Raw genomic sequence first — 19972 nt, forward strand, 5'->3', positions numbered from 1 at the left:
TCAGGCGAAGAACACGCCGTTGTCTTCCATGGGGAGTGCCGCGACGCGCAGGTTACTGGCCGCTGCGATGGCATTTGCGAGCGCCGGGGCCGCGGGCGGTGTGCCCGGTTCGCCGACGCCTGTCGGTGCCTCGGCCGAGGGCACGATGTGCACTTCGATCTCACCGATGTCGGAGATCCGCAGCGGTTCGTAGTCGGGGAAGTTGAACTGGTCCACGACACCGTCCGTCAGCGTGATCTTGTCACGCATGTTGTGGCCGATGCCGTACCCAATTCCGCCTTCCATCTGTGCCTTGATGACGTCCGGGTTCACCGCGACACCGCAATCGACGGCGCAGGTGATTTTTTCGATCCTGATTCCGTCTTCTGCGTTGCCGGAGATTTCCACGACTTCAGCCACGTAAGAGCCAAAGGATTTGTGAACGGCGATGCCTTGGCTGCGACCTTCGGCAGGGTTACCCCAGTTTGCTTTCTCGGCGACCAGTTTCAGGACACCTGCCTTGCGGGTTTGGTCAACTCCGTCACCAGAGAGATAGGCCAGGCGGAATTCAACGGGGTCAATTCCAGCTGCCTTGGCAGCCATGTCCATCATGACCTCCATGACATAGGCCGTGTGCGTGTGCCCGACCGCGCGCCACCACAAGGTGCTGGTTGCCTTTTCGGTATCTGTCAAACCAAAGGCTGCACCCGGAATTTGGTACGGGCTGTCCGAGGTCCCTTCGATCGAGGAGTGGTCGACGCCATCATGCACAGCAAAGGATCTGAATGGCGTGCCCTTCATGATCGATTGGCCAGCGACGCGGTGTTCCCAACCAACGATGTTGCCTGATCCGTCCAACCCGACCCGCACTTTGTGTCCAAAGGCTGGGCGGTAGTAGCCTGAACGCAGGTCATCCTCGCGCGACCAGACCAGATGCACGGGGCGTGATCGGTCGGTGAGTGAGAAGGCGAGCGCGGCTTCGACCTGGTAGTCGGCGCTGGGCGTTGCCCGGCGCCCGAACGATCCGCCTGCCAGCACGGTCTTGATCTGCACTTTTTCGAAGGGCAGGTCGAAGATTTGGGCAATCGCACCATGGGGGATCGTTGGGATCTGGCACCCGTCATGCAGCAGAATGCCGCCATCCTCGGTCTGTTCGATGGTGCAGTTGAGCGGCTCCATCGGGGCGTGGGCAAGGAGGGGGAAGTAGAAGGTTTCCTCAACCACGGTGTCCGCGCCGTCGATTGCCGCTTGCACGGCAGGCACATCTGCGTTGTTCACATTATAGGTCGGTTCGGCCTCAAGTGCTGTGCGTATGTCCGCCTCGATCTGGTCTGAACTGCGGGTTTCCGCGTTTGAGGTGTCCCATTCGATTGAAAGCGCATCGCGGGCCTGCATTGCGGCCCATGTATTTTCGGCAAATACAGCCACGCCCGCCTTATTGGGCAGGATCGCGGCGCTGATGAACCCCTTGATCCCTTCGGCGTCTGTGGCATCGACACTGATGGCGGTGGCGCGTTGCTGTTCGGGGCGGGCAATCATGGCAACCATCTGGTTCGGGCGCCGAATGTCCATTGCGAAAACCGCTGTCCCGTTGCCTTTCGCAGCGCTGTCGAGGCGACGGACATCGGGGTTGCCGATCAAGCGAAACTCGGATGGATCCTTGAGGCGCGGTTCTGCTGGCGCATCGAGAGTGGCGGCCGCTTCCACAAACTGACCGAGGGGTGCGGCATTCGCCGGGCCGGAAATAATGCCGTCTTCGATTCTGAGTGTGCTGGCGTCCACACTCCATTCATCCGCTGCTGCTTGCAAAAGCATCTCGCGCGCGGCGGCGCCGGCTTGGCGATATTGCAGATAAGAGTTGGCCATTGCTGTTGAGCCGCCTGTGCCCTGCATCGGGCCGAAGAGGGTGTTGTTGTAAACCTGTGGGTTCGACGGGGCAAAATCATAGCCGATCTGGTCCATCAACAGGCCCATTTCCTCGGCAATCAGCGTTGTGAGGCCGGTTGACGGACCCTGACCCATTTCGAAATGCTTGATGATGGCCGTCACCGACCCATCGGCACCAACCTGCACGAAGGGTGTCAGCATTGATGGATTTCCAGCGGCGGCTAGCGCGCCATCGGGGCGAATGCCGACCACCAATACGGCGCTTGCGGCTGCAGCACCCCTGAGAAAACTGCGGCGGGATGTGTTCACAGTCATGATCAAGCCTCCAGGATGTCTGCGGCGCGCTGAATGCCCGCGCGGATACGTTGGTACGTGGCGCAGCGGCAGGCGTTCCCGTACATGTAGTCGTCAATCTCCTGAGCGGATGGCTTTGGGTTTTCGGACAGGAGGCCGACGGCAGACATGACTTGCCCGGACTGGCAGTAACCACATTGAACCACGTCCAGTTCCACCCATGCCTGTTGCACAGCGGCCCCGATTGCGTTGTCCCCGATGGCTTCGATCGTCGTGATCTCTGCACCTTCGACGTCCTCGATGTAGGTTTGGCAAGACCGGACAGGTTCGCCGTTCAGATGCACAGTGCAGGCGCCACAGGACGCGACACCGCACCCGAATTTGGTGCCGGTCATATTGAGTTCATCGCGTATGACCCACAGCAGCGGGGTGCCGGGGTCAGCCTCCACTTCTTGGGTCTTGCCATTGATCTTGAGTGAAAGTGCCATGCCTAGATCTCCGTGCTGAACGTGGGTACTTAAAAAGATAGGGCGGCAGACTGGTCACGCCACCCTTCCGAGTTGAAATCGCGACCTGGCCCGCCGGTTTGTGATTGGCTGGACCGTTCACCGGCCAAAACAGTGCTCCCCTCTTGAGTTGATGGGTGCTTTCTGCGGCGGCGGCTGTGTTGCAGCGACGTTGCTTTGGCAAGCAACACTCAAACCACACTAGTGTGTTCCGCGGATTACAAGCTGTGGTTCGACCCGGATCGTACGACACTCTCTATCGGGATTGTTGATCCGGTCGACAAGCAGATTGAGAACTTCCTGAACTGTCGTCTCAAGCGGATTCCGCACGGTGGTCAGCTGTGTGATCTGCCAATCCGCCATGTCGGCATCATCGAAGCCGACGATCGACAAGGCGTCTGGTATGGCGATCCCAAGCGCGCGGGCCGCTCCGAGTGCGCCAATGGCCATGGCATCATTTGCGCAGACGAGCGCATCTATGTGTCTGTTTTCCGCGAGCAGGGTGTTTGCTGCGGTAAAACCACCATCCACTGAAAAATCACTGGCCGCCTCCGCCTGCAAATCCAAGCCCGCGTTTTCGAGTGCGTTCAACACTCCTTTCCGCCGCTTCATGGAGGAATAGAACTGGTCCGGTCCACCAAGAAAACCGAATTTTTGCCGGCCCTTTGACACCAGAAGTTCGGTTGCCAATTGCATCCCTGCCTGGTTCTTGCAGTGGACTGAATCGATGTTGAGCTCTTCGGTCGGGCGCCCGTAACAGATCATTGGAATACCGAGCTTGGCACATCGGTGGACAAGGTCTTTTGACATGCTGCCGCCGCGCACGATCAATGCATCCAGCGGAAAAGCCAGAGCCTCTGTATACCCGTTGATCCGCGTCCCGCTGACAAGAATGGGCCAAAAGCCATTTGCATTGAGCGCGCTGCACAATCGGCTGATCAGGGTTGTGTCATGGGCGTTGCGAATGTCCCCCTCGATCACCGCCACCAAACGGGAGCGTCCGCCCTGCAGGCCCGCGGCGAGTGCGTTTGGCTGGTACCCAATTTCGGCCGCGATTCCCAAGATCTCGACGGCGCTTTGATTCTTCCAAATAGCTGCCTTTGGTGAAGGCACGAGACACCGCAGACCGCGAAACGCCCGCACGATCAGCCACCATTTGAGCAGTAATACGTTTGCGTTTGGCCATATTTATAAGCGTTTCATTGATGTTTGGGGCATCCGCATGCACCTTCCCGTTGTAGGAAAAACTTTTCAAGACGGAACTGAAACCGTAGCATCGCCGTTACATTTAACTCGTACTGAACACGTGTGCACATTCCGTGCAGCATGGGGCAGTTTATTCCCTGTAACCAAACAGCAGCTGGACCTGCCGGGGTCTAAAGACGTCCCGACACCAGTTGCCAAACTCTATTAGTCTCACGACACACGGAGCAATGTAATGAAATCTTTCAAACTGGGCGCGGCTGCTTTCAGCATCGCATTTGCAGGCCAAGCGGCCTTGGCCGAAACCGAAATCACCTTCTGGCATGCGATGGGAGGCCAGCTTGGAGAAACGGTCAACGAAGTTGCCGCAGGCTTCAACGCAAGCCAGGACGAATACAAAATCACGCCCGTTTTCAAAGGTTCGTATGAAGAAACGTTGACTGCCGGCATCGCGGCCTTCCGTGCGGGTGAACAACCCAACATCATCCAGGTTTTTGATGCCGGTGCAGCCACGGTTATCGGTGCGCAAGGTGCGACTATCCCGGTGCAGGACCTGCTGGCGGACAATGGCATCGATTTTGACATCAACGACTACATCGCTGGTGTGCGTTACTTCTATGCAGATGCGGATGGCAAGATGATCGGCATGCCGTTCAATTCTTCGACGCCGATCATGTACTACAATGTGCAGGCGCTTGAGAAAGCCGGTGTCACGCCGCCCGCAACGTGGGAAGAATTCGCCAATGTCACCGCTCCGGCGTTGAAAGAGGCCGGGTACATTCCGCTGAGCCAATCGCACCTGCCGTGGATTTTCACCGAGAATTTCTTTTCCCGGCACAACCTGCAGTTCGCCTCCAACAATAACGGATACGACAGCAACGACACGCAGATCATGATCAACAACCCTGCCATCAAGGCACATTTTTCTGCCTTGGTAGATTGGAAAGATCAGGGGCTGTTTGAATGGTACGGCACCGGTTGGGGTGACAACGCCAAGCCGTTCGAGGACGGCAATGTCGCGATGTGGCTAGGATCTTCGGGCTCCTTCGGCGGATTGCTGGCCAAGGACCTGGGCTTTGATTTCTCGGCGACGATGCTGCCCTATTGGGAAGGTGTGACAACCGAACCCACACAAACCTTTATCGGTGGCGCGGCACTGTTTGCCATGTCTGGACAATCGGCAGAGGAAAACAAGGCAACTGCTGAATTCTTCAGTTACCTGACAGCCTCCGATACGCAGTATTTCTGGCACCAGGCGACAGGTTACGTGCCGATCACGGAAGCCGCCTACGAAACGGCCAAGGCGGACGGCCACTATGACAAGTTTCCGGCGGCCGAGGTTGGCATCCAGCAGCTTTCGCTGCCTGCCGGCGAGTTCACTCGGGGCTACCGTATGGGCTTTTACGTCCAGATCCGTGACGTGATGAACCGTGAATACGGCCGCATCCTGACCGGTGAAACCGATGTCGAAAGCGGTTTTGCGGCGATCGAGAAAGAATCCAACAAGCTGTTGGAGCGCTTCGCCAAGACCCAAGGCTAAGCCGCACGTTTCATACTTGGGTGGCGACCGTTCAGTGCGGCCGCCACTTTTCTGCAAAGGGATTCCGAATGAAACGAGCCGGGTTTACCAGCGTTTGGCTGCCTGTAGCATTGCTTTTTCCGCAGCTTTCGATCATCGCGATATTTTTCTATTGGCCAGCAGGCTGGGCGGTTCAGTCGTCTTTTTATCTTCAGGACCCGTTTGGCTTTGGGTCGACATTTGTGGGATTTGAAAATTACACCGACCTGACAGCGAATTCGGAGTATATGCGGATCGCGTGGTTCACCGTGGTGTTCACAGTTCTTGTGACCTTCTTTTCACTGTCTATCGCCTTGTTGTTGGCCGTGAAGGCGGACAAGGTCATCAGGGGTGCCAAGAGCTATCGCACGCTTTTGATGTGGGTCTATGCCGTGGCGCCGCCGGTGGCGGGGTTCATGGGCATCATGCTGTTTCACCAGCACACGGGGCCCATGACGGATTTTTTCAAGGCGCTGGGCTGGGATTTCAAAATTCTGGTGGACTATAACTCCACGGCCACGGCGTTCATCGTTGTCTCTGTCTGGAAGCAAATTCCGGTCAATTTCATCTTCTTCCTGTCGGGCCTTCAATCCATTCCGCGGGCGGTGCGCGAAGCGGCCATGATCGACAATCGCTCGGGCGTTCGCAGGTTCTGGGACATCACCTTTCCACTGCTCGCCCCGACTGGATTCTTCCTGTTGATCATCAACATCACCTACGCGCTGTTCGACACATTCGGCATCATCGATACGCTGGTGAAGGGCGAGCCCGGGAACAATCCAATGACCCTTGTTTATAAGGTTTACATGGACGGGTTCCGTGGAAACGATCTGGGCGGTTCGTCAGCTCAATCCGTGATCCTCATGGTTCTGGTCCTTGTCCTTACCGTCTTTCAGTTTCGGCTGATTGAACGCCGCATTCACTATAGCTGAGGTCCACGTCATGGCACGCACACAGACCCGCAAGTCCTTTAAATGGACGCCCGTATTCGACCATACGATCCTCATTCTCGGGGCGCTCTTCATGCTCGTGCCCGTGGCACTTGCGTTCATCACGTCCAGTCACAGCGCGGTTCAGATTGCGCGAGAAGGCATATCGTTCGTTCCCGGAAGCCACTTGGCAGAAAACTATTCTAAGGCTCTGTTTGAAAAGGGCGGCTTCACTGCCACGATCGACGGTATGGTGATGCTCAAGAACTCACTGATCCTTGGGTTGGGTTTCGCCATCGGCAAGATCATCATTTCGATGTTGGCCGCCTATGCCCTTGTCTATTTCCGCCTTCGCTTTGCGACCTTTGCCTTCTGGATCATCTTCACAACGCTGCTGTTGCCTTTGGAAGTGCGCATCCTGCCATCTTACGAGGCTATTCAACGCCTCAACCTCGCCAACACGTATTCGGGTCTTATCGTGCCGCTGATCGCATCCGCCACGGGCACATTCTTTTTCCGGCAGTTCTTCCGATCAGTGCCCGAAGAACTCGCAGAGGCGGCCCGGATTGATGGGGCAGGTCCGGTGAAATTCTTCATCGATATTCTGGTTCCGTTGTCGCAAACCATGATTGCCGCGATCTTTATCATCATGTTCGTCTTCGGATGGAACCAGTATCTGTGGCCCACGCTGATCACCACTGACGAGGGGTTGTTTACCCTCGTACGGGGCATCAAGCAGATCTATCAGACGATGATCGATGCAAACTCCATCCCAGAATACGGCCAGGCCCTGGCGCTTGCGATCATCGCGATGCTGCCGCCGGTCCTGATCGTCATTTTCTTCCAGAGTTGGTTCGTCAAGGGCCTGACCGAGTCAGACAAGTAGGAACACCGCCAATGGCACAAGTTACACTGAACGGGGTTGGAAAAACCTACCCGAATGGATTTGAGGCGGTGAAGCCTTCCAGCTTTGACATTGCGGACGGTGAGTTTGTTGTCCTTGTGGGGCCATCAGGCTGCGGCAAGTCAACGCTTTTGCGCATGGTGGCTGGCCTTGAGGACATAACCGCTGGCTCGCTGAACATAGGAGACCGCGAGGTCAATGACGTTGATCCGGCGGACAGGGATGTCGCCATGGTCTTTCAGAACTATGCGCTTTATCCGCACATGACTGTCCGTAAGAACATCGGCTATGGCCTCAAGAACCGTGGCACCTCTGCCGCCGAGATCGAGGCGAAGGTGCAGGATGCCGCCAAGATGCTCGATCTGAGCGCCTTGTTGGACCGCAAGCCTTCGCAACTGTCTGGTGGTCAACGCCAGCGCGTCGCGATGGGGCGTGCCGTGGTGCGCGATCCGGCGTTGTTTCTGTTCGACGAGCCATTGTCCAACCTGGACGCCAAATTGCGCAACCAAATGCGGATCGAAATCAAGGCCTTGCAGCGACGTCTTGGTGTGACGTCGATCTATGTGACCCATGATCAGGTCGAGGCCATGACCATGGCGGATCGTATCATTGTCTTGAACGGTGGCGAGATCGAGCAGATCGGCACCCCGGCAGAGATCTATCACAATCCGGCGTCGAAATTTGTCGCGTCCTTTATGGGCGCGCCGCCAATGAACCTGATAGATACGCAGCTGGAAAATGGCGAAATCCGTATGAACGGCAGCACCGTACTGACCGCTCCCTTGGACCAAGCCTATTCCGGGCCGGTCACAATGGGCATTCGCCCTGAAGACGTTTTCATAGATGAAGCCGGTTCGACGCCCTTTACGATTGAAATCGTGGAAGAGCTGGGAGCCCATCGCCTGTTGCATGGCCGTTTGGCTGGGCACGCCTTTACCGTTCATATCGGCAAGGACGCCGCCGCAACCGAAGGCGAGGTCAGGCTGCAGATCAAACCGGATGCGATCCGGCTGTTCCAACCGGAGACCGGTAAAGCGATATGATCACCGATGTTCGGACGGTTCTTGAACCGGTGAGCGAAGAACAGCGCGCGCGTATTCTGTCTGCCCCGCGCACGGCGGACGCGCATCGTCAGCTGCTGAACGGTATTCCTGCCATGAACGTGGTTCAATGTGGGGGCAGGGCGCAGCGGGACCGCTTGCCAAGCGACATTACGGTGGTCGCATGGAATGTTGAACGGTGTCTGTTCCCCGAAGCCTGTGCGGATCATCTTGAACCGATCAAGCCTGATGTGGTGCTGTTGTCAGAGGTGGACAACGGTATGGCCCGTACCAACCAGCGCCACACAACCGCAAGCTTTGCCGACGCGTTGTCGATGGTTTACGCCTATGGAGTCGAGTTCCATGAGTTGGGACTAGGCGGCCCAACTGAACTGCCGCTGTGCACCGACGACTTCAATGTGCTTGGCTGGCACGGCAATGCAATCCTGTCCGCCGTTCCCTTCGATCGGGTGACGATGGTTCGGCTCGATGATCATGGACATTGGTTTGCGAGCGACAGCGGAGCATCGGACCCGGAGCAGCCGCGTGTCGGTGGTCGGATGGCCTTGTTGGCGGAACTGCCGACAGAGAAGGGACCCATAACAGTTGTTTCCACGCATTTGGAAAGCAATGCGGATGCACCACATCGCCATCGCCAATTTGATATCTTGTTGGATGCCATCGACGATTTTGCGCCAAGTGGCCCGGTGGTGATCGGCGGTGATTTGAATACCGGGAACCACATGCCGCCAGACTTTGACTGGCGCGAGGAAACCCTGTTTTCTCTGGCCGAAAGCCGCGGCTATTCGTGGGAGTTTACAGCTGAGGGTGTGACAACGAGACCCAGCCTGATCACGCCGCATCCGGATCGGCAAATGAAGCTGGATTGGATTGCTGGACGCGGTTTGCGCTGCCGGGACTGTGGTGTCAGGACGTCGCTGTCAGACGCGGGGCAACCGCTATCAGACCACGACCTTGTTTGGGCGGCTGTGTCTTTAGACTAGGATCCTGATGCTGGCGGCAATCCGTCTTGGGTCGCGTGTTCAGCTAAAAGTAGGCGCGTGCACCACCCATGAATGGCGTTTCTGAACACTCATGTCTGGATGCCTCTGATCGCGACAGCTTTTCCGGTTTCCCTGTTTGATCGCCTGTGATTGCATGTCGTGGCATGGCAAGGGAAAGCGCATATGGCGGACAAGACCATTTTGGTTGTCGGGACCTACGATACCAAGAATGACGAACTGACCTACATGGCCGAGCGTATCACCGCCATGGGTGGTGGCGTGCTGGCAATGGACATTTCGGTTTTGGGTGATCCCGAACGTCCAGTCGATGTCTGGAAATCTGAAGTGGCGGAGGCGGCAGGCACAACCATTCAAGCGGTGATCGACAGCGGTGATGAAAACACCGCCATGCAGATCATGGCGCGTGGGGCGAGTGTGCTGGCGCGGTCATTGCTGGATCAAGGACGGTTTGATGGGGTGGTCATCTTGGGCGGCTCCATGGGCACGGATGTCGCGCTGGATATCTGTCAGGCGTTGCCCTTGGGGGTTCCCAAATATGTGGTGTCCACGGTCAGTTTTTCGCCAGTCATCCCGACAGACCGGTTGTCGGCTGACATACAGATGATCCTGTGGGCGGGTGGCCTCTATGGTCTGAATTCGGTCTGCAAAGCATCGCTGAGCCAGGCGGCGGGGGCGGTATTGGGGGCTGCACGCGCCGTTGAGCCTCCGGCGGCTAATCGTCCAATGGTTGGTATGACATCGCTTGGCTCATCTTGCCTGCGATACATGAAGCGCCTGAAACCAGAGCTGGAGGCGCGGGGGTACGAGGTTGCGATCTTTCACGCCACCGGCATGGGCGGCATGGCGTTTGAAAGCATTGCGCGCGAGGGTGGCTTTGTGTGCGTCATGGATTTTGCCCTGTCCGAACTTGGCAACCTGATGGCGGGGTCCGTGGTGAATGGCGGTGAAGATCGCATGCTGAATGCAGGGCGCGCGGGCATTCCCCGGATCGTCGCGCCGGGTTGTCTTGACCTGATTGACTTTGCGGGCTGGCAGGAGATCCCGGAGCAATATCGCGACCGCCCGTTCCACGCGCATAATCGATTGATCAAATGCTCTGCATTCAACGCGGAAGAACGCCGCGCGACCGCGCGTGAAATTGCCAAGCGGCTCAAGGCGAGTGACACCCCGGCGCATGTGATCCTTCCATCTGGCGGGATCGAAGAATGGGATCGTCTGGGGCAACCGGCGCATGATCCAGAGGGGCTGGCCATCTTTTGCGACGAGATGCGCACGGTGATCACCGAACCATTGGGGTTTACCGAGGTTGCCGCTCACATCAATGACGATGCGTTTGTGGATGCAGCGCTGGCTGTTTTTGATGGCTGGGTTGCGGATGGTACGATTGAGGCACATGGATGACAGGACCGTTGCACGGGTTGAAGGTGATTGAGTTTGCCGGGCTTGGCCCGGCCCCGTTGGCGGGGCAGCTTCTGGCTGACATGGGGGCAGATGTTGTGGTGATTGACCGCGCCTCCGGTCCTGCCGATCCGTACGACGTGAACCGGCGCGGCAAGCGGTCGATTGCCTTGAATCTGAAGTCAGATACGGGCCGAGGTATTGCGCATGATTTGCTTGCACAGGCTGATATCCTGATCGAAGGTTTTCGCCCGGGCGTGATGGAGCGTCTTGGCTTGGGGCCGGATGACACGCCGGACACGTTGATTTATGGCCGCATGACCGGGTGGGGGCAGGACGGCCCGCTGGCGCAGACCGCAGGTCATGACTTGACCTATCTGGCGCAAACGGGTGTGCTCAGCCTGATGGCGACAGTTGATGCACCGCCGCGCCCGCCATTGAACTTGATCGCGGACTACGGCGGTGGGGCCATGTTCCTGATTTTCGGGGTTCTTTCTGCGGTCATTGCACGGGGTTGGACGGGCAAAGGTCAGGTGGTTGATGCTGCCATGGTGGATGGCGTTCCGGCCATGATGGGGCTGCTGCACGGCTTTATGGCCAACGGGTTTTGGACTGATCAGCCCGGACAGAACTGGTTGGATGGCGGTGCACCGTTCTATCGCTGTTACCGTTGTGCTGACGGGCGCGATGTCGCCGTCGCAGCCTTGGAACCGCAATTTTATGCAGCCTTGCTTGCGGGGCTTGAGCTGGAGCCGATCAGCTTGCCGGATCAGAATGATCGAAGCAGATGGCCTGCACTGACCGGCAAGTTCTCTACATTGTTTGCACGGCGCCCGCGCGATGAATGGGCTCGCATCTTTGCTGGGACGGACGCCTGCGTTGCACCGGTTCTGTCGATGGAGGAAGCGCGGGATGACCCGCACATGGCGGGCCGTGGTACCTACTTGTCCGTTGACGACGTTTGGCAGGCCGCACCCGCGCCCCGTCTGAATCACACTCCACCGCGTAATCCAAAATCGTCGACGGCACCCGGGCAGGACGCTGAGGCCGTACTGTCCGAGCTCGGTTACGATCAGACAAGTATTGACGCGCTTCGGGCGGACGGAGCGCTGACATGAAGGCATTGATCGTCGGCGGTGGTATAGGAGGGCTGTCCACTGCGATTGCCTTGCGCTTGCGAGGCTGGGATGTGTCCGTGTTCGAGCAGGCCCCGGCGTTGACCGAAGTGGGTGCGGGGCTGCAAATCTCACCTAACGGCTGGCATGTGCTTGAGGCGCTGGGCGTGTCTGCGCACATGACGCGGACGCTCTTCGAACCGGAAGCGATCGAGATGCGCCTGGGCGTATCAGGTCGTCAGGTGTTTTCACTTCCTATGAAAGGGTATGCGGCCCAGCGCTGGGGCGCACCATACATACATATCCATCGCGTCGACTTGGTGGATGCGTTGGTGGAGCGTTTGAACGAGTTGTCACCGGATGCCGTGCAGACCGGTCTTGGTGTTTCTGGGTATGATCCGGACGGTGCTGTGGCTTTTACTGATGGCAGCCGCGCCTCGGGTGATCTGGTTGTTGGGGCCGATGGGCTGCATTCGGCGGTCCGTCAGCAAATGCTGGGTCCGGACAAGCCACGATACACAGGCAATATTGCCTGGCGCGCGGTGGTGCCAGTCGATGAACTGGATCGTCCGCCCCCGCCAACGGCATGTGTCTGGGCGGGCGACAAGCGCCACGCCGTCACCACGCGGTTGCGCGCTGGTACATTGGCGAACTTCGTCGGCATGGTTGAAGAGCCGGAGCCAGCGCCCGAAGGTTGGCGGATCGAGGGCAGCCGTGATGATGCGATGGCCGCCTTTGACGGATGGCATCCAATTGTCGCGGGGCTGATTGCAAAAGCCCGGGTTTTGAACCGCTGGGCCCTGTTTGATCGGACGCCTTTGCCCCGCTGGCATGAGGGGCAGGTCACCCTGTTGGGCGATGCAGCGCATCCGATGTTGCCATCCATGGCACAAGGGGCGGTGCAGGCGCTGGAGGATGCGTGGACGCTTGCGGCTGTGCTTGACAATGCTGCATCGGTCGAGCCTGGTTTGCAGCGCTATTTTGACCTGCGTATTGACCGTACCGCACGTATCCAGGCGGGATCAGCCGCCAACGCGCGTATGTTTCACAAGGCCACTCCGCTGGGCAGTATCGCGTTTTATGGGCCAATGGCTCTTGGTGCGCGCATTGTGCCCGGGCTGATACATGCACGGCAGGATTGGGTTTATCGCCACGACGTGACGCAGGCCGTCTAGCTATTGGCGGTGGCGCGTACGGACTGCGGCGTTTGACCGGTCCATGTGTTGAAGGCGCGGTAGAAGGAGTTCGGGTCGCGATAAGCAAGCAAGTAGCTGATTTCGGCCACGTTCAAGTCTGTTGAGGTCAGGTAGTCGCGCGCCAGGTCTGCGCGTGTGGTGTCGAGGACCTGTTGAAATCGCGTGCCTTCGTCGTGCAGATGCCGTTGCAGGCTACGGGTGCTCAACCGCATGCGTCGCGCTGCGGCGTCGATGGTGGCTTCGCCAGCGGGTAGCATTTCCGCCAGTGTTGTGCGCAACCGTGCCGTTATCGCCTGTTCCGAGGTCTGCAATTGCATCTGACGTTTGAACCCAGGTTCAAGCTGCGCCCATTGCGCCGGATCAGCCGACAGTAACTTGCGGTCGGCATCCTCGGGCGCAAGCATCATCATATTCGGTCCTCCCGTTTCAATGGGAATGCCGATGAACTCTTCCAAAGCGTCATGGCAGGCAAGCCGTTCGGGCAGCCGGGCGGTCCGCGGTGTCACATGATGACCGGTGCAGGCGCGTATCGCCTCGGTCAGAAAGACCAGCTCGGTTGCTGCAAAGGTCGCGGGTAAGGGCAGGCTGGGTTGGTTCGAAGATTTGTGGATCTCCAGAGCCTGCGATGGCGTGCGCTTGAGTCCGAGAACGAGTGGACCGGTCAGGGGTTTGAACAGTGACAGTCGCTCCAGTCCAACGGCCACGTTGGGGCTGCACGTAAAGGCAAAGAATGCGGGGTTGAATGGCCCGCGGGCATAGGCGCGACCAAGCATGAGCGGGGTGTCTTCGCGATCTGCTTCGGCAAGGATTGCATTCCATCCCGCAAAATAGTCCGCCGCGGACACGCCGCGCCCTTCGTTTTGCAGAAAGTCCGGCGGAAACCGCATGCGCCGCATCACGGCGGTCGGATCCACTTGCAACAGCCCACACAACTGTTCGGTCGTCCGGGCAATCTTGTAATAGGTTTCTTGCGTCGCGGTCATGGTGCCAGTGTGACCACATTTGCCCGACCAAGCCAGCGGCTTGGCGGAATATGCAAGTCATTTGGCGTGATCGGGTTGCCGCATGGGGCCGCGTGAAGCGGCCCCGCTTGGTCAGCTTTTGTTCATCCGGTTTTCGATCAGGTCCTCAACCACGGACGGATCGGCGAGGGTTGATGTATCGCCCAATGCGCCAAAATCATCCTCAGCAATCTTGCGCAGAATGCGGCGCATGATCTTGCCTGATCGTGTCTTGGGCAGGCCCGGCGCCCACTGGATCAGATCGGGGGAGGCGATGGGGCCAATCTCGGACCGGACCCATGTGCGCAACTCCTTGCGCAATTCTTCGGTCGGTTTCTCGTTGTTCATCAAGGTGACATAGCAATAGATGCCCTGACCTTTGATGTCGTGGGGATAGCCGACCACTGCAGCCTCGGCCACTTTTGCGTGCGCGACAAGTGCGCTTTCCACCTCGGCCGTGCCCATCCGGTGCCCTGAGACATTGATCACGTCATCCACGCGGCCGGTGATCCAGTAGTCGCCATCTTCGTCCCGGCGACATCCATCGCCGGTGAAGTAGTAGCCTTTGTAGTCAGAGAAATAGGTTTTCTCGAAGCGCTCGTGATCGCCCCAGACTGTGCGCATCTGGCCCGGCCAACTGTCTGCGATGACCAGCACCCCTTCAACACCATTGCCTTCAATGACGTCGCCGGTGGCAGGCTCCAGAACCAATGGCTTGATCCCGAAGAACGGTTTCATCGCCGCGCCCGGCTTGGTCGCATGGGCACCGGGCAGGGGCGTCATCAGATGGCCACCTGTTTCGGTTTGCCACCACGTGTCTACAACGGGGCATCGCCCGCCGCCGATCACGTCATTGTACCAATTCCAGGCTTCCGGATTGATTGGTTCGCCAACCGTACCCAGTATGCGAAGGCTGCTCAGATCGCACTTGGTCACGTAATCATTGCCTTGGCCCATGAGGGCACGAATGGCCGTAGGCGCAGTATAGAACTGTGCCACCTGGTGCTTTTCGCAGACCTGCCAGAAGCGGCTGGCATCGGGGTAGGTCGGCACCCCTTCGAACATCAGGGTTGTGGCCCCGTTCGCCAGCGGGCCGTAGACGATGTAGCTGTGACCGGTCACCCAACCTACATCTGCTGTGCACCAGTAAATCTCACCATCCTTGTAGTCGAAGGTGATCTCGTGCGTGAGCGATGCATAGACAAGGTAGCCGCCGGTGGTGTGGACGACACCCTTGGGCTGTCCCGTCGAACCAGACGTATAAAGAATGAACAGAGGATCCTCTGCGCCCATCTCTTCCGGTGGACACTCTGCCGGGACATTGGCCGTTTCTTCATGCAGCCAATAGTCCAGCCCGTCGCGCCATGCAATTTGCTGTCCCGTGCGTTGCACCACCAGGCACTTGGTATCGTTGATCACGTTGATCAGCGCTTGGTTCACATTGTCCTTGAGGTTGGTCACGCGGCCCCCGCGGGGGCGCCGTCGGCGGTGATGACCACCTTGGCATCGCAGCCTGATACGCGCGCTGCCAGCGCGTCGGGCGAAAACCCCGCAAATACAATGGAATGAATCGCACCGATACGTGCGCAAGCCAGCATGGCATAGGCGGCTTCGGGGATCATCGGCATGTAAATCACCACCCGATCACCTTTGCTAACGCCCAGCCCCTTGAGCACATTGGCCATTTTGCACGTCTCTGCATGCAACTCTGCATAGGTGACGTGCTTGGCGGTATCATTGGGATCGTCGGGTTCCCAGATGATGGCCGTCTGATCGCCACGTTTTGCAAGATGCCGGTCGATGCAGTTGGCGGAGACGTTCAGTGTGCCGTCCGCATACCAATTGATCGACACGTTGCCGAAATCATAGGACACGTCCTTGACCTCGCTATAGGGCGTCATCCAGTCCACCCGTTTCCCTTGCTCACCCCAAAAGGCCGCCGGGTCGCTCATGGATGCCGCATACATCTCGTCATAGCGGGCCGCATTCACATGTGCATTGGCGGCCAGATCGGGATGTGGCGCGTGTGTTTTGGTTTCGGGCATGGTTCCTCCGGGTCGTCCTATTCTTGTTGGAGGTGCGCAAGATTTACGTGCCATCCTCCATGATGACGCAACCGTGCGCGCGGCCTCCTCCCTCTGTTGGTGATAATACGCAATGCAGAGCAGAAGGAAATAAATGGGACGTTGGTTGTATAGGTCGGGCCAAAGCCGTGTGATGTGACGGATGAGGTGATAAATTTGATAAATTACAATGACTTACACATATTTTTTGTCGAAATCCCTTGAAGGGTGGCCCGCTGCATCTTCGCGCCACGCACTTGAAAAGCCGCGATAAAACACCTGCTGCATCGCAGCGACGGCGGTTGCTTGAGAATCAAGCTGGCATTTGGCCGGTTTGCAGCCCCTTGGCAGCGCGAGGCCGCCACGCTAGCTTCCACTCTAAGCGGGCCGTCAGGTCCCGCATCAAGGGAGAAACATCATGAACAAATTCGCGTTGGGCGGCGTTGTTGCCGCTGTATCATGTACATTTGCGCTCGAAGCCGCGGCCACGGAATGGAATGTGTCGGTCTGGGGCAAGCGCCGTGCCTTTACCGAGCATGTTGAAAAACTGGCCGAGCTGGTCTCTGAAAAGACAAACGGCGAATTCACCATGAACATCAGCTATGGTGGCTTGTCCAAGAACCGCGAGAACCTTGATGGCATCTCGATCGGTGCGTTCGAAATGGCACAGTTCTGCGCAGGCTATCACCGGGACAAGAACCGGGTGATCACCGTTTTGGAATTGCCGTTCCTCGGGGTCGAGAACCTGGAGCAAGAAGTGGCGGTGGCGACCGCCGTCTACCAACACCCCGCTGCCGTCGAGGAGATGGAGCAGTGGAACGCACGCCTTCTGATGACCTCGCCGATGCCGCAGTACAACTTGGTCGGGACGGGCGAACCTAAGACAACGCTGTCAGACTTTGAAGGTATGCGCGTGCGCGCAACAGGCGGCCTGGGCAAGGCCTTTGAAAGCGTCGGTGGCGTTCCGACATCTGTCACCGCAACCGAGGCCTATCAGGCGATGGAGTCCGGTGTTGTGGACACGGTGGCATTTGCCCAGCACGCACACCTGTCGTTTGGTACGATCAACCAGGCTGACTGGTGGACGGCCAACCTGAACCCCGGCACCGTGAACTGCCCGGTGGTTGTGAATATCGACGCATATGACAGCTTGTCGGACGAGCACAAGGCAGCGCTCGAAAGCTCGGTTTCCGAGGCGATTGATCACTACCTGGCCAACTATGCCGAATTGCTCGAGCGTTGGGACAGTGTTCTTGAAGAGAAGGGCGTGCAAAAGGTCGAGATCGACGACGCAGTGATTGCCGAGTTCCGGTCGATTGCAGCTGATCCCGCACGTGACGCGTGGATCGCGGACATGGAAGGGCAGGGCTTGCCCGGTCAGGAACTGTATGACCTGGTCGTCAAAACACTCGCTGACGCCAAAGGCGGAAGCTAAGCCTTAAAGGGGCGGGTCACATGGCCCGCCCTAAACACATAAAAACAGGGGGCAGGGATGGCAGGTGCATCCACAGTGCTGGAAGACTCCAGTGTTCTAAGCCGTTTGGATAGGGCGCTATTGCCAATTGAGCGGGTCATGGCCTTGTTAAGCGGACTGGCCGCCTTTTCCCTCATGTTCCTTGCCGCTTATTCGGTCGCAGGCCGGGAGTTTTTCGAAGCACCGCTCATGGGTTACGTAGACCTGATCGAAATGCTGATGCCTCTGATCGCCATTATGGGTGTGTCCTATGTTCAGCGAAACGGTGGGCACATTCGTATGGACATCATTATCGGTGCCATGCGGGGACGCCTGCTGTGGCTGGTCGAGCTGATCATGGTGGTTTTGATCCTTGTCCTCATGATTGCTTTGGTTTGGGGGGCATGGGCCCATTTCGACCGTTCCTTTGACTGCGCACGGCCGTTTTGCAGTCGGGACAGTTCCATCGATATCTCGCTGCCGATCTGGCCATCGAAACTGCTGGTGCCAATAGCCTTTGCCGTGCTGTGCGCCCGACTTGTGCTGCAAGCCGTCGGCTATGCGCGTGCCTTCTGGCTGAACCTTGAGCGCCCAGTTGCAGTGCCGTTGATCCAGAGTGTCGCCGCGCAAGCGCGTGCAGAAGCCGAAGCCCTGGACGGAGCAGACTGATGGACCCGATCACAATTGGCCTGTGGGTTACAGGCGGCATGCTGTGCCTTGTTTTTCTGGGAATGCGTGTTGCGTTTGCGGCTGGTTTGGCTGGCTTCGTTGGCTTGGTCTGGTTGCGCTGGAACGGCTTTGATTACGCGCCGGAACGCTTTGGAAAAGCGCTGGAAATCAGCGTCAAGGTTGCGGGCCAAGTGCCGCATTCCAAGGTGTCCGCACATGCGCTGAGCCTGATCCCAACCTTTATCCTGATTGGCTATCTGGCCTACTACGCCAAGCTCACCACCGCACTCTTTGACGCGGCCAAGAAGTGGATTGCCTGGGTGCCGGGAGGCTTGGCAGTTTCCACGGTGTTCTCGACCGCAGGCTTTGCCGCAGTGTCGGGTGCATCGGTCGCAACCGCAGCCGTCTTTGCCCGTATTGCGATCCCAGAGATGCTTAAGATCGGCTATAACAAACAATTCGCGGCTGGTGTTGTCGCAGCCGGTGGCACGCTGGCGTCGTTGATCCCGCCGTCAGCCATCCTTGTGATCTATGCAATCATCGTCGAGCAGGATGTGGGTAAACTGCTGTTGGCCGGTTTCATCCCCGGCGCATTTTCCGCCTTTGTCTACGCCATTCTGATCATCGGTATCGCGGTCATTTTCAAAACCGTTGGCCCGCCCGTTACCGGTTTCACATGGAAAGAACGTTTGCTGGCTCTACCACCTGCGCTGCCCATCGTAGCGGTTGTCGTGATCATCATCTTCTTTGTCTACAACCCCTTTGGCGACGCATGGGGGACGCCGACGGAAGGCGGGGCAGTGGGCGCGTTCATTGTATTCCTCATGGCGGTGTACCGAGGCATGCGCTTGACTGAGCTGAAGGACGCGTTGATCGAGACGGCCAAACTGACGGTGATGATCTTTACCATCATCTGGGGTGTCCTGATCTATGTGCGCTTCCTCGGGTTCGCTGATCTGCCGGGTGCATTCTCGGACTGGATCACTTCGCTGACCGTGTCGCCCATGTTGATCCTGGTTTGCATACTTTTGGCGTATGCCGTGCTGGGCATGTTCATGGACGCAATTGGCATGCTGCTCTTGACCCTGCCCGTGGTCTACCCGGCCGTGATGGCGCTCAATGGGGGCGAATTCGTAAGTGCGGCGGACAGTACATTTGGCATGTCAGGGCCAATGTGTGCGATCTGGTTTGGCATTCTGGTGGTCAAGATGGCCGAGTTCTGTTTGATCACACCGCCCATCGGTCTCAACTGCTTTGTGGTTGCGGGCGTGCGCGATGATCTGAGCGTGCAGGACGTGTTCAGGGGAGTTACCCCTTTCTTCATCGCGGACGCGATTACAATTGCGTTGCTGGTCGCGTTCCCGGCCATTGTTCTATGGCTGCCGTCTTTGGCGTAAGTGACTGGGAGCTTTTGTAACCTCCTATCGCTATCTGGCGCCGGAGGACGCGCAGAACAGACCGGTGCGCTTGGCAAAGTGCGCCGCACGCTTGTCCGCTGCGCCCATGATGGATTGGACGGTTTCATATTTAAATTCAAACGCTTGATTGGTCTCGTGTGCGCGGTGTGTGCAACATGAAATCGCATTCTGGCGCGCTATGTCGGTTATTTGACGGTTGCGCTGAATTGGCCAGATTGAAGAGTGTTGCAAGCAGAACGACCAAGGTTTTGCCAACGCCTGGATCGTACGCGATCATTTTTCCGGGTCACTGCGTTCAACAAAAAACAGGCGGAGGTCAGCTTGGGGCAGCAGG

Annotated in this window: 15 protein-coding genes and 1 pseudogene; 11 read left to right on the forward strand and 5 right to left on the reverse strand. The window is 57.9% G+C overall.

Features of this window, described 5'->3' with window-relative positions; all coding sequences use genetic code 11:
• From ACZ1HN_RS11350 to ACZ1HN_RS11360, 3 genes are all read right to left on the reverse strand, one after another.
• Entirely contained in the window at nucleotides 1-2181 is a 2181-nt protein-coding gene (locus ACZ1HN_RS11350; RefSeq protein ID WP_472727563.1) for a xanthine dehydrogenase family protein molybdopterin-binding subunit, read from the reverse strand.
• 2 nt (nucleotides 2182-2183) lie between these two features.
• On the reverse strand, nucleotides 2184-2648 hold the full coding sequence (locus tag ACZ1HN_RS11355) for a (2Fe-2S)-binding protein (RefSeq protein WP_472727564.1): 465 nt from the start codon (nucleotides 2646-2648) through the stop codon (nucleotides 2184-2186).
• Nucleotides 2649-2867: 219 nt separating this feature from the next.
• On the reverse strand, nucleotides 2868-3728 hold the full coding sequence (locus ACZ1HN_RS11360; RefSeq protein WP_472727565.1) for a LacI family DNA-binding transcriptional regulator: 861 nt from the start codon (nucleotides 3726-3728) through the stop codon (nucleotides 2868-2870).
• 376 nt (nucleotides 3729-4104) lie between these two features.
• Between ACZ1HN_RS11360 and ACZ1HN_RS11365 the strand changes: the two genes are divergently transcribed.
• The 8 genes from ACZ1HN_RS11365 to ACZ1HN_RS11400 all read left to right on the forward strand — a co-directional run bounded on the left by ACZ1HN_RS11365 (nucleotide 4105) and on the right by ACZ1HN_RS11400 (nucleotide 13013).
• The gene (locus ACZ1HN_RS11365; protein WP_472727566.1) at nucleotides 4105-5409 is read left to right on the forward strand and encodes an extracellular solute-binding protein; all 1305 of its coding nucleotides are present in this window, start codon (nucleotides 4105-4107) and stop codon (nucleotides 5407-5409) included.
• Between the two features lie 68 nt (nucleotides 5410-5477).
• The gene (locus ACZ1HN_RS11370) at nucleotides 5478-6359 is read left to right on the forward strand and encodes an ABC transporter permease subunit (RefSeq protein ID WP_472727567.1); all 882 of its coding nucleotides are present in this window, start codon (nucleotides 5478-5480) and stop codon (nucleotides 6357-6359) included.
• A gap of 10 nt (nucleotides 6360-6369) precedes the next feature.
• Complete coding sequence (ugpE, locus tag ACZ1HN_RS11375; protein ID WP_472727568.1) at nucleotides 6370-7242, forward strand: sn-glycerol-3-phosphate ABC transporter permease UgpE; 873 nt, start codon at nucleotides 6370-6372, stop codon at nucleotides 7240-7242.
• An 11-nt stretch (nucleotides 7243-7253) separates the two neighbouring features.
• On the forward strand, nucleotides 7254-8303 hold the full coding sequence (locus tag ACZ1HN_RS11380; protein WP_472727569.1) for an ABC transporter ATP-binding protein: 1050 nt from the start codon (nucleotides 7254-7256) through the stop codon (nucleotides 8301-8303).
• Nucleotides 8300-9304, forward strand: coding sequence for an endonuclease/exonuclease/phosphatase family protein (locus ACZ1HN_RS11385; protein ID WP_472727570.1), 1005 nt, complete (start codon nucleotides 8300-8302; stop codon nucleotides 9302-9304). Before ACZ1HN_RS11380 ends, ACZ1HN_RS11385 begins: the two co-directional genes overlap by 4 nt.
• A 183-nt stretch (nucleotides 9305-9487) precedes the next feature.
• Nucleotides 9488-10726, forward strand: a complete 1239-nt coding sequence (locus ACZ1HN_RS11390) for a Tm-1-like ATP-binding domain-containing protein (protein ID WP_472727571.1) — start codon at nucleotides 9488-9490, stop codon at nucleotides 10724-10726.
• On the forward strand, nucleotides 10723-11841 hold the full coding sequence (locus ACZ1HN_RS11395; RefSeq protein WP_472727572.1) for a CaiB/BaiF CoA transferase family protein: 1119 nt from the start codon (nucleotides 10723-10725) through the stop codon (nucleotides 11839-11841). Before ACZ1HN_RS11390 ends, ACZ1HN_RS11395 begins: the two co-directional genes overlap by 4 nt.
• Complete coding sequence (locus tag ACZ1HN_RS11400) at nucleotides 11838-13013, forward strand: FAD-dependent monooxygenase (protein ID WP_472727573.1); 1176 nt, start codon at nucleotides 11838-11840, stop codon at nucleotides 13011-13013. Before ACZ1HN_RS11395 ends, ACZ1HN_RS11400 begins: the two co-directional genes overlap by 4 nt.
• Here the strand turns inward: ACZ1HN_RS11400 and ACZ1HN_RS11405 are convergent.
• The gene (locus tag ACZ1HN_RS11405; RefSeq protein WP_472727574.1) at nucleotides 13010-14017 is read right to left on the reverse strand and encodes an AraC family transcriptional regulator; all 1008 of its coding nucleotides are present in this window, start codon (nucleotides 14015-14017) and stop codon (nucleotides 13010-13012) included. The genes ACZ1HN_RS11400 and ACZ1HN_RS11405 overlap by 4 nt on opposite strands.
• Nucleotides 14018-14128: 111 nt before the next feature.
• A pseudogene (gene acs, locus ACZ1HN_RS11410) lies at nucleotides 14129-16080 on the reverse strand (acetate--CoA ligase).
• A 436-nt stretch (nucleotides 16081-16516) separates the two neighbouring features.
• Here acs and ACZ1HN_RS11415 point away from each other — a divergent pair.
• The 3 genes from ACZ1HN_RS11415 to ACZ1HN_RS11425 are packed head-to-tail and all read left to right on the forward strand — an operon-like array spanning nucleotide 16517 to nucleotide 19617.
• The gene (locus ACZ1HN_RS11415; RefSeq protein WP_299209179.1) at nucleotides 16517-17533 is read left to right on the forward strand and encodes a C4-dicarboxylate TRAP transporter substrate-binding protein; all 1017 of its coding nucleotides are present in this window, start codon (nucleotides 16517-16519) and stop codon (nucleotides 17531-17533) included.
• Between the two features lie 57 nt (nucleotides 17534-17590).
• A complete protein-coding gene (locus tag ACZ1HN_RS11420) occupies nucleotides 17591-18220 on the forward strand; it encodes a TRAP transporter small permease subunit (protein ID WP_472727575.1) in 630 nt (209 codons plus the stop codon).
• On the forward strand, nucleotides 18220-19617 hold the full coding sequence (locus ACZ1HN_RS11425; protein WP_472727576.1) for a TRAP transporter large permease: 1398 nt from the start codon (nucleotides 18220-18222) through the stop codon (nucleotides 19615-19617). The genes ACZ1HN_RS11420 and ACZ1HN_RS11425 overlap by 1 nt, the downstream gene beginning before the upstream one ends.
• Nucleotides 19618-19972: the final 355 nt, after the last annotated feature.

It is taken from the genome of Tateyamaria sp. GN1-10 (assembly GCF_055693845.1).

What these genes read in the sequence shown, in the direction of transcription:
- ACZ1HN_RS11355 (WP_472727564.1), bottom strand. Translation starts at nt 2,648, where the DNA reads ATGGCACTTTCACTCAAGATCAATGGCAAGACCCAAGAAGTGGAGGCT.
- ACZ1HN_RS11420 (WP_472727575.1), top strand. Translation starts at nt 17,591, where the DNA reads ATGGCAGGTGCATCCACAGTGCTGGAAGACTCCAGTGTTCTAAGCCGT.
- ACZ1HN_RS11385 (WP_472727570.1), top strand. Translation starts at nt 8,300, where the DNA reads ATGATCACCGATGTTCGGACGGTTCTTGAACCGGTGAGCGAAGAACAG.
- ugpE (WP_472727568.1), top strand. Translation starts at nt 6,370, where the DNA reads ATGGCACGCACACAGACCCGCAAGTCCTTTAAATGGACGCCCGTATTC.
- ACZ1HN_RS11395 (WP_472727572.1), top strand. Translation starts at nt 10,723, where the DNA reads ATGACAGGACCGTTGCACGGGTTGAAGGTGATTGAGTTTGCCGGGCTT.
- ACZ1HN_RS11405 (WP_472727574.1), bottom strand. Translation starts at nt 14,017, where the DNA reads ATGACCGCGACGCAAGAAACCTATTACAAGATTGCCCGGACGACCGAA.
- ACZ1HN_RS11390 (WP_472727571.1), top strand. Translation starts at nt 9,488, where the DNA reads ATGGCGGACAAGACCATTTTGGTTGTCGGGACCTACGATACCAAGAAT.
- ACZ1HN_RS11380 (WP_472727569.1), top strand. Translation starts at nt 7,254, where the DNA reads ATGGCACAAGTTACACTGAACGGGGTTGGAAAAACCTACCCGAATGGA.
- ACZ1HN_RS11400 (WP_472727573.1), top strand. Translation starts at nt 11,838, where the DNA reads ATGAAGGCATTGATCGTCGGCGGTGGTATAGGAGGGCTGTCCACTGCG.
- ACZ1HN_RS11350 (WP_472727563.1), bottom strand. Translation starts at nt 2,181, where the DNA reads ATGACTGTGAACACATCCCGCCGCAGTTTTCTCAGGGGTGCTGCAGCC.
- ACZ1HN_RS11415 (WP_299209179.1), top strand. Translation starts at nt 16,517, where the DNA reads ATGAACAAATTCGCGTTGGGCGGCGTTGTTGCCGCTGTATCATGTACA.
- ACZ1HN_RS11370 (WP_472727567.1), top strand. Translation starts at nt 5,478, where the DNA reads ATGAAACGAGCCGGGTTTACCAGCGTTTGGCTGCCTGTAGCATTGCTT.
- ACZ1HN_RS11425 (WP_472727576.1), top strand. Translation starts at nt 18,220, where the DNA reads ATGGACCCGATCACAATTGGCCTGTGGGTTACAGGCGGCATGCTGTGC.
- ACZ1HN_RS11365 (WP_472727566.1), top strand. Translation starts at nt 4,105, where the DNA reads ATGAAATCTTTCAAACTGGGCGCGGCTGCTTTCAGCATCGCATTTGCA.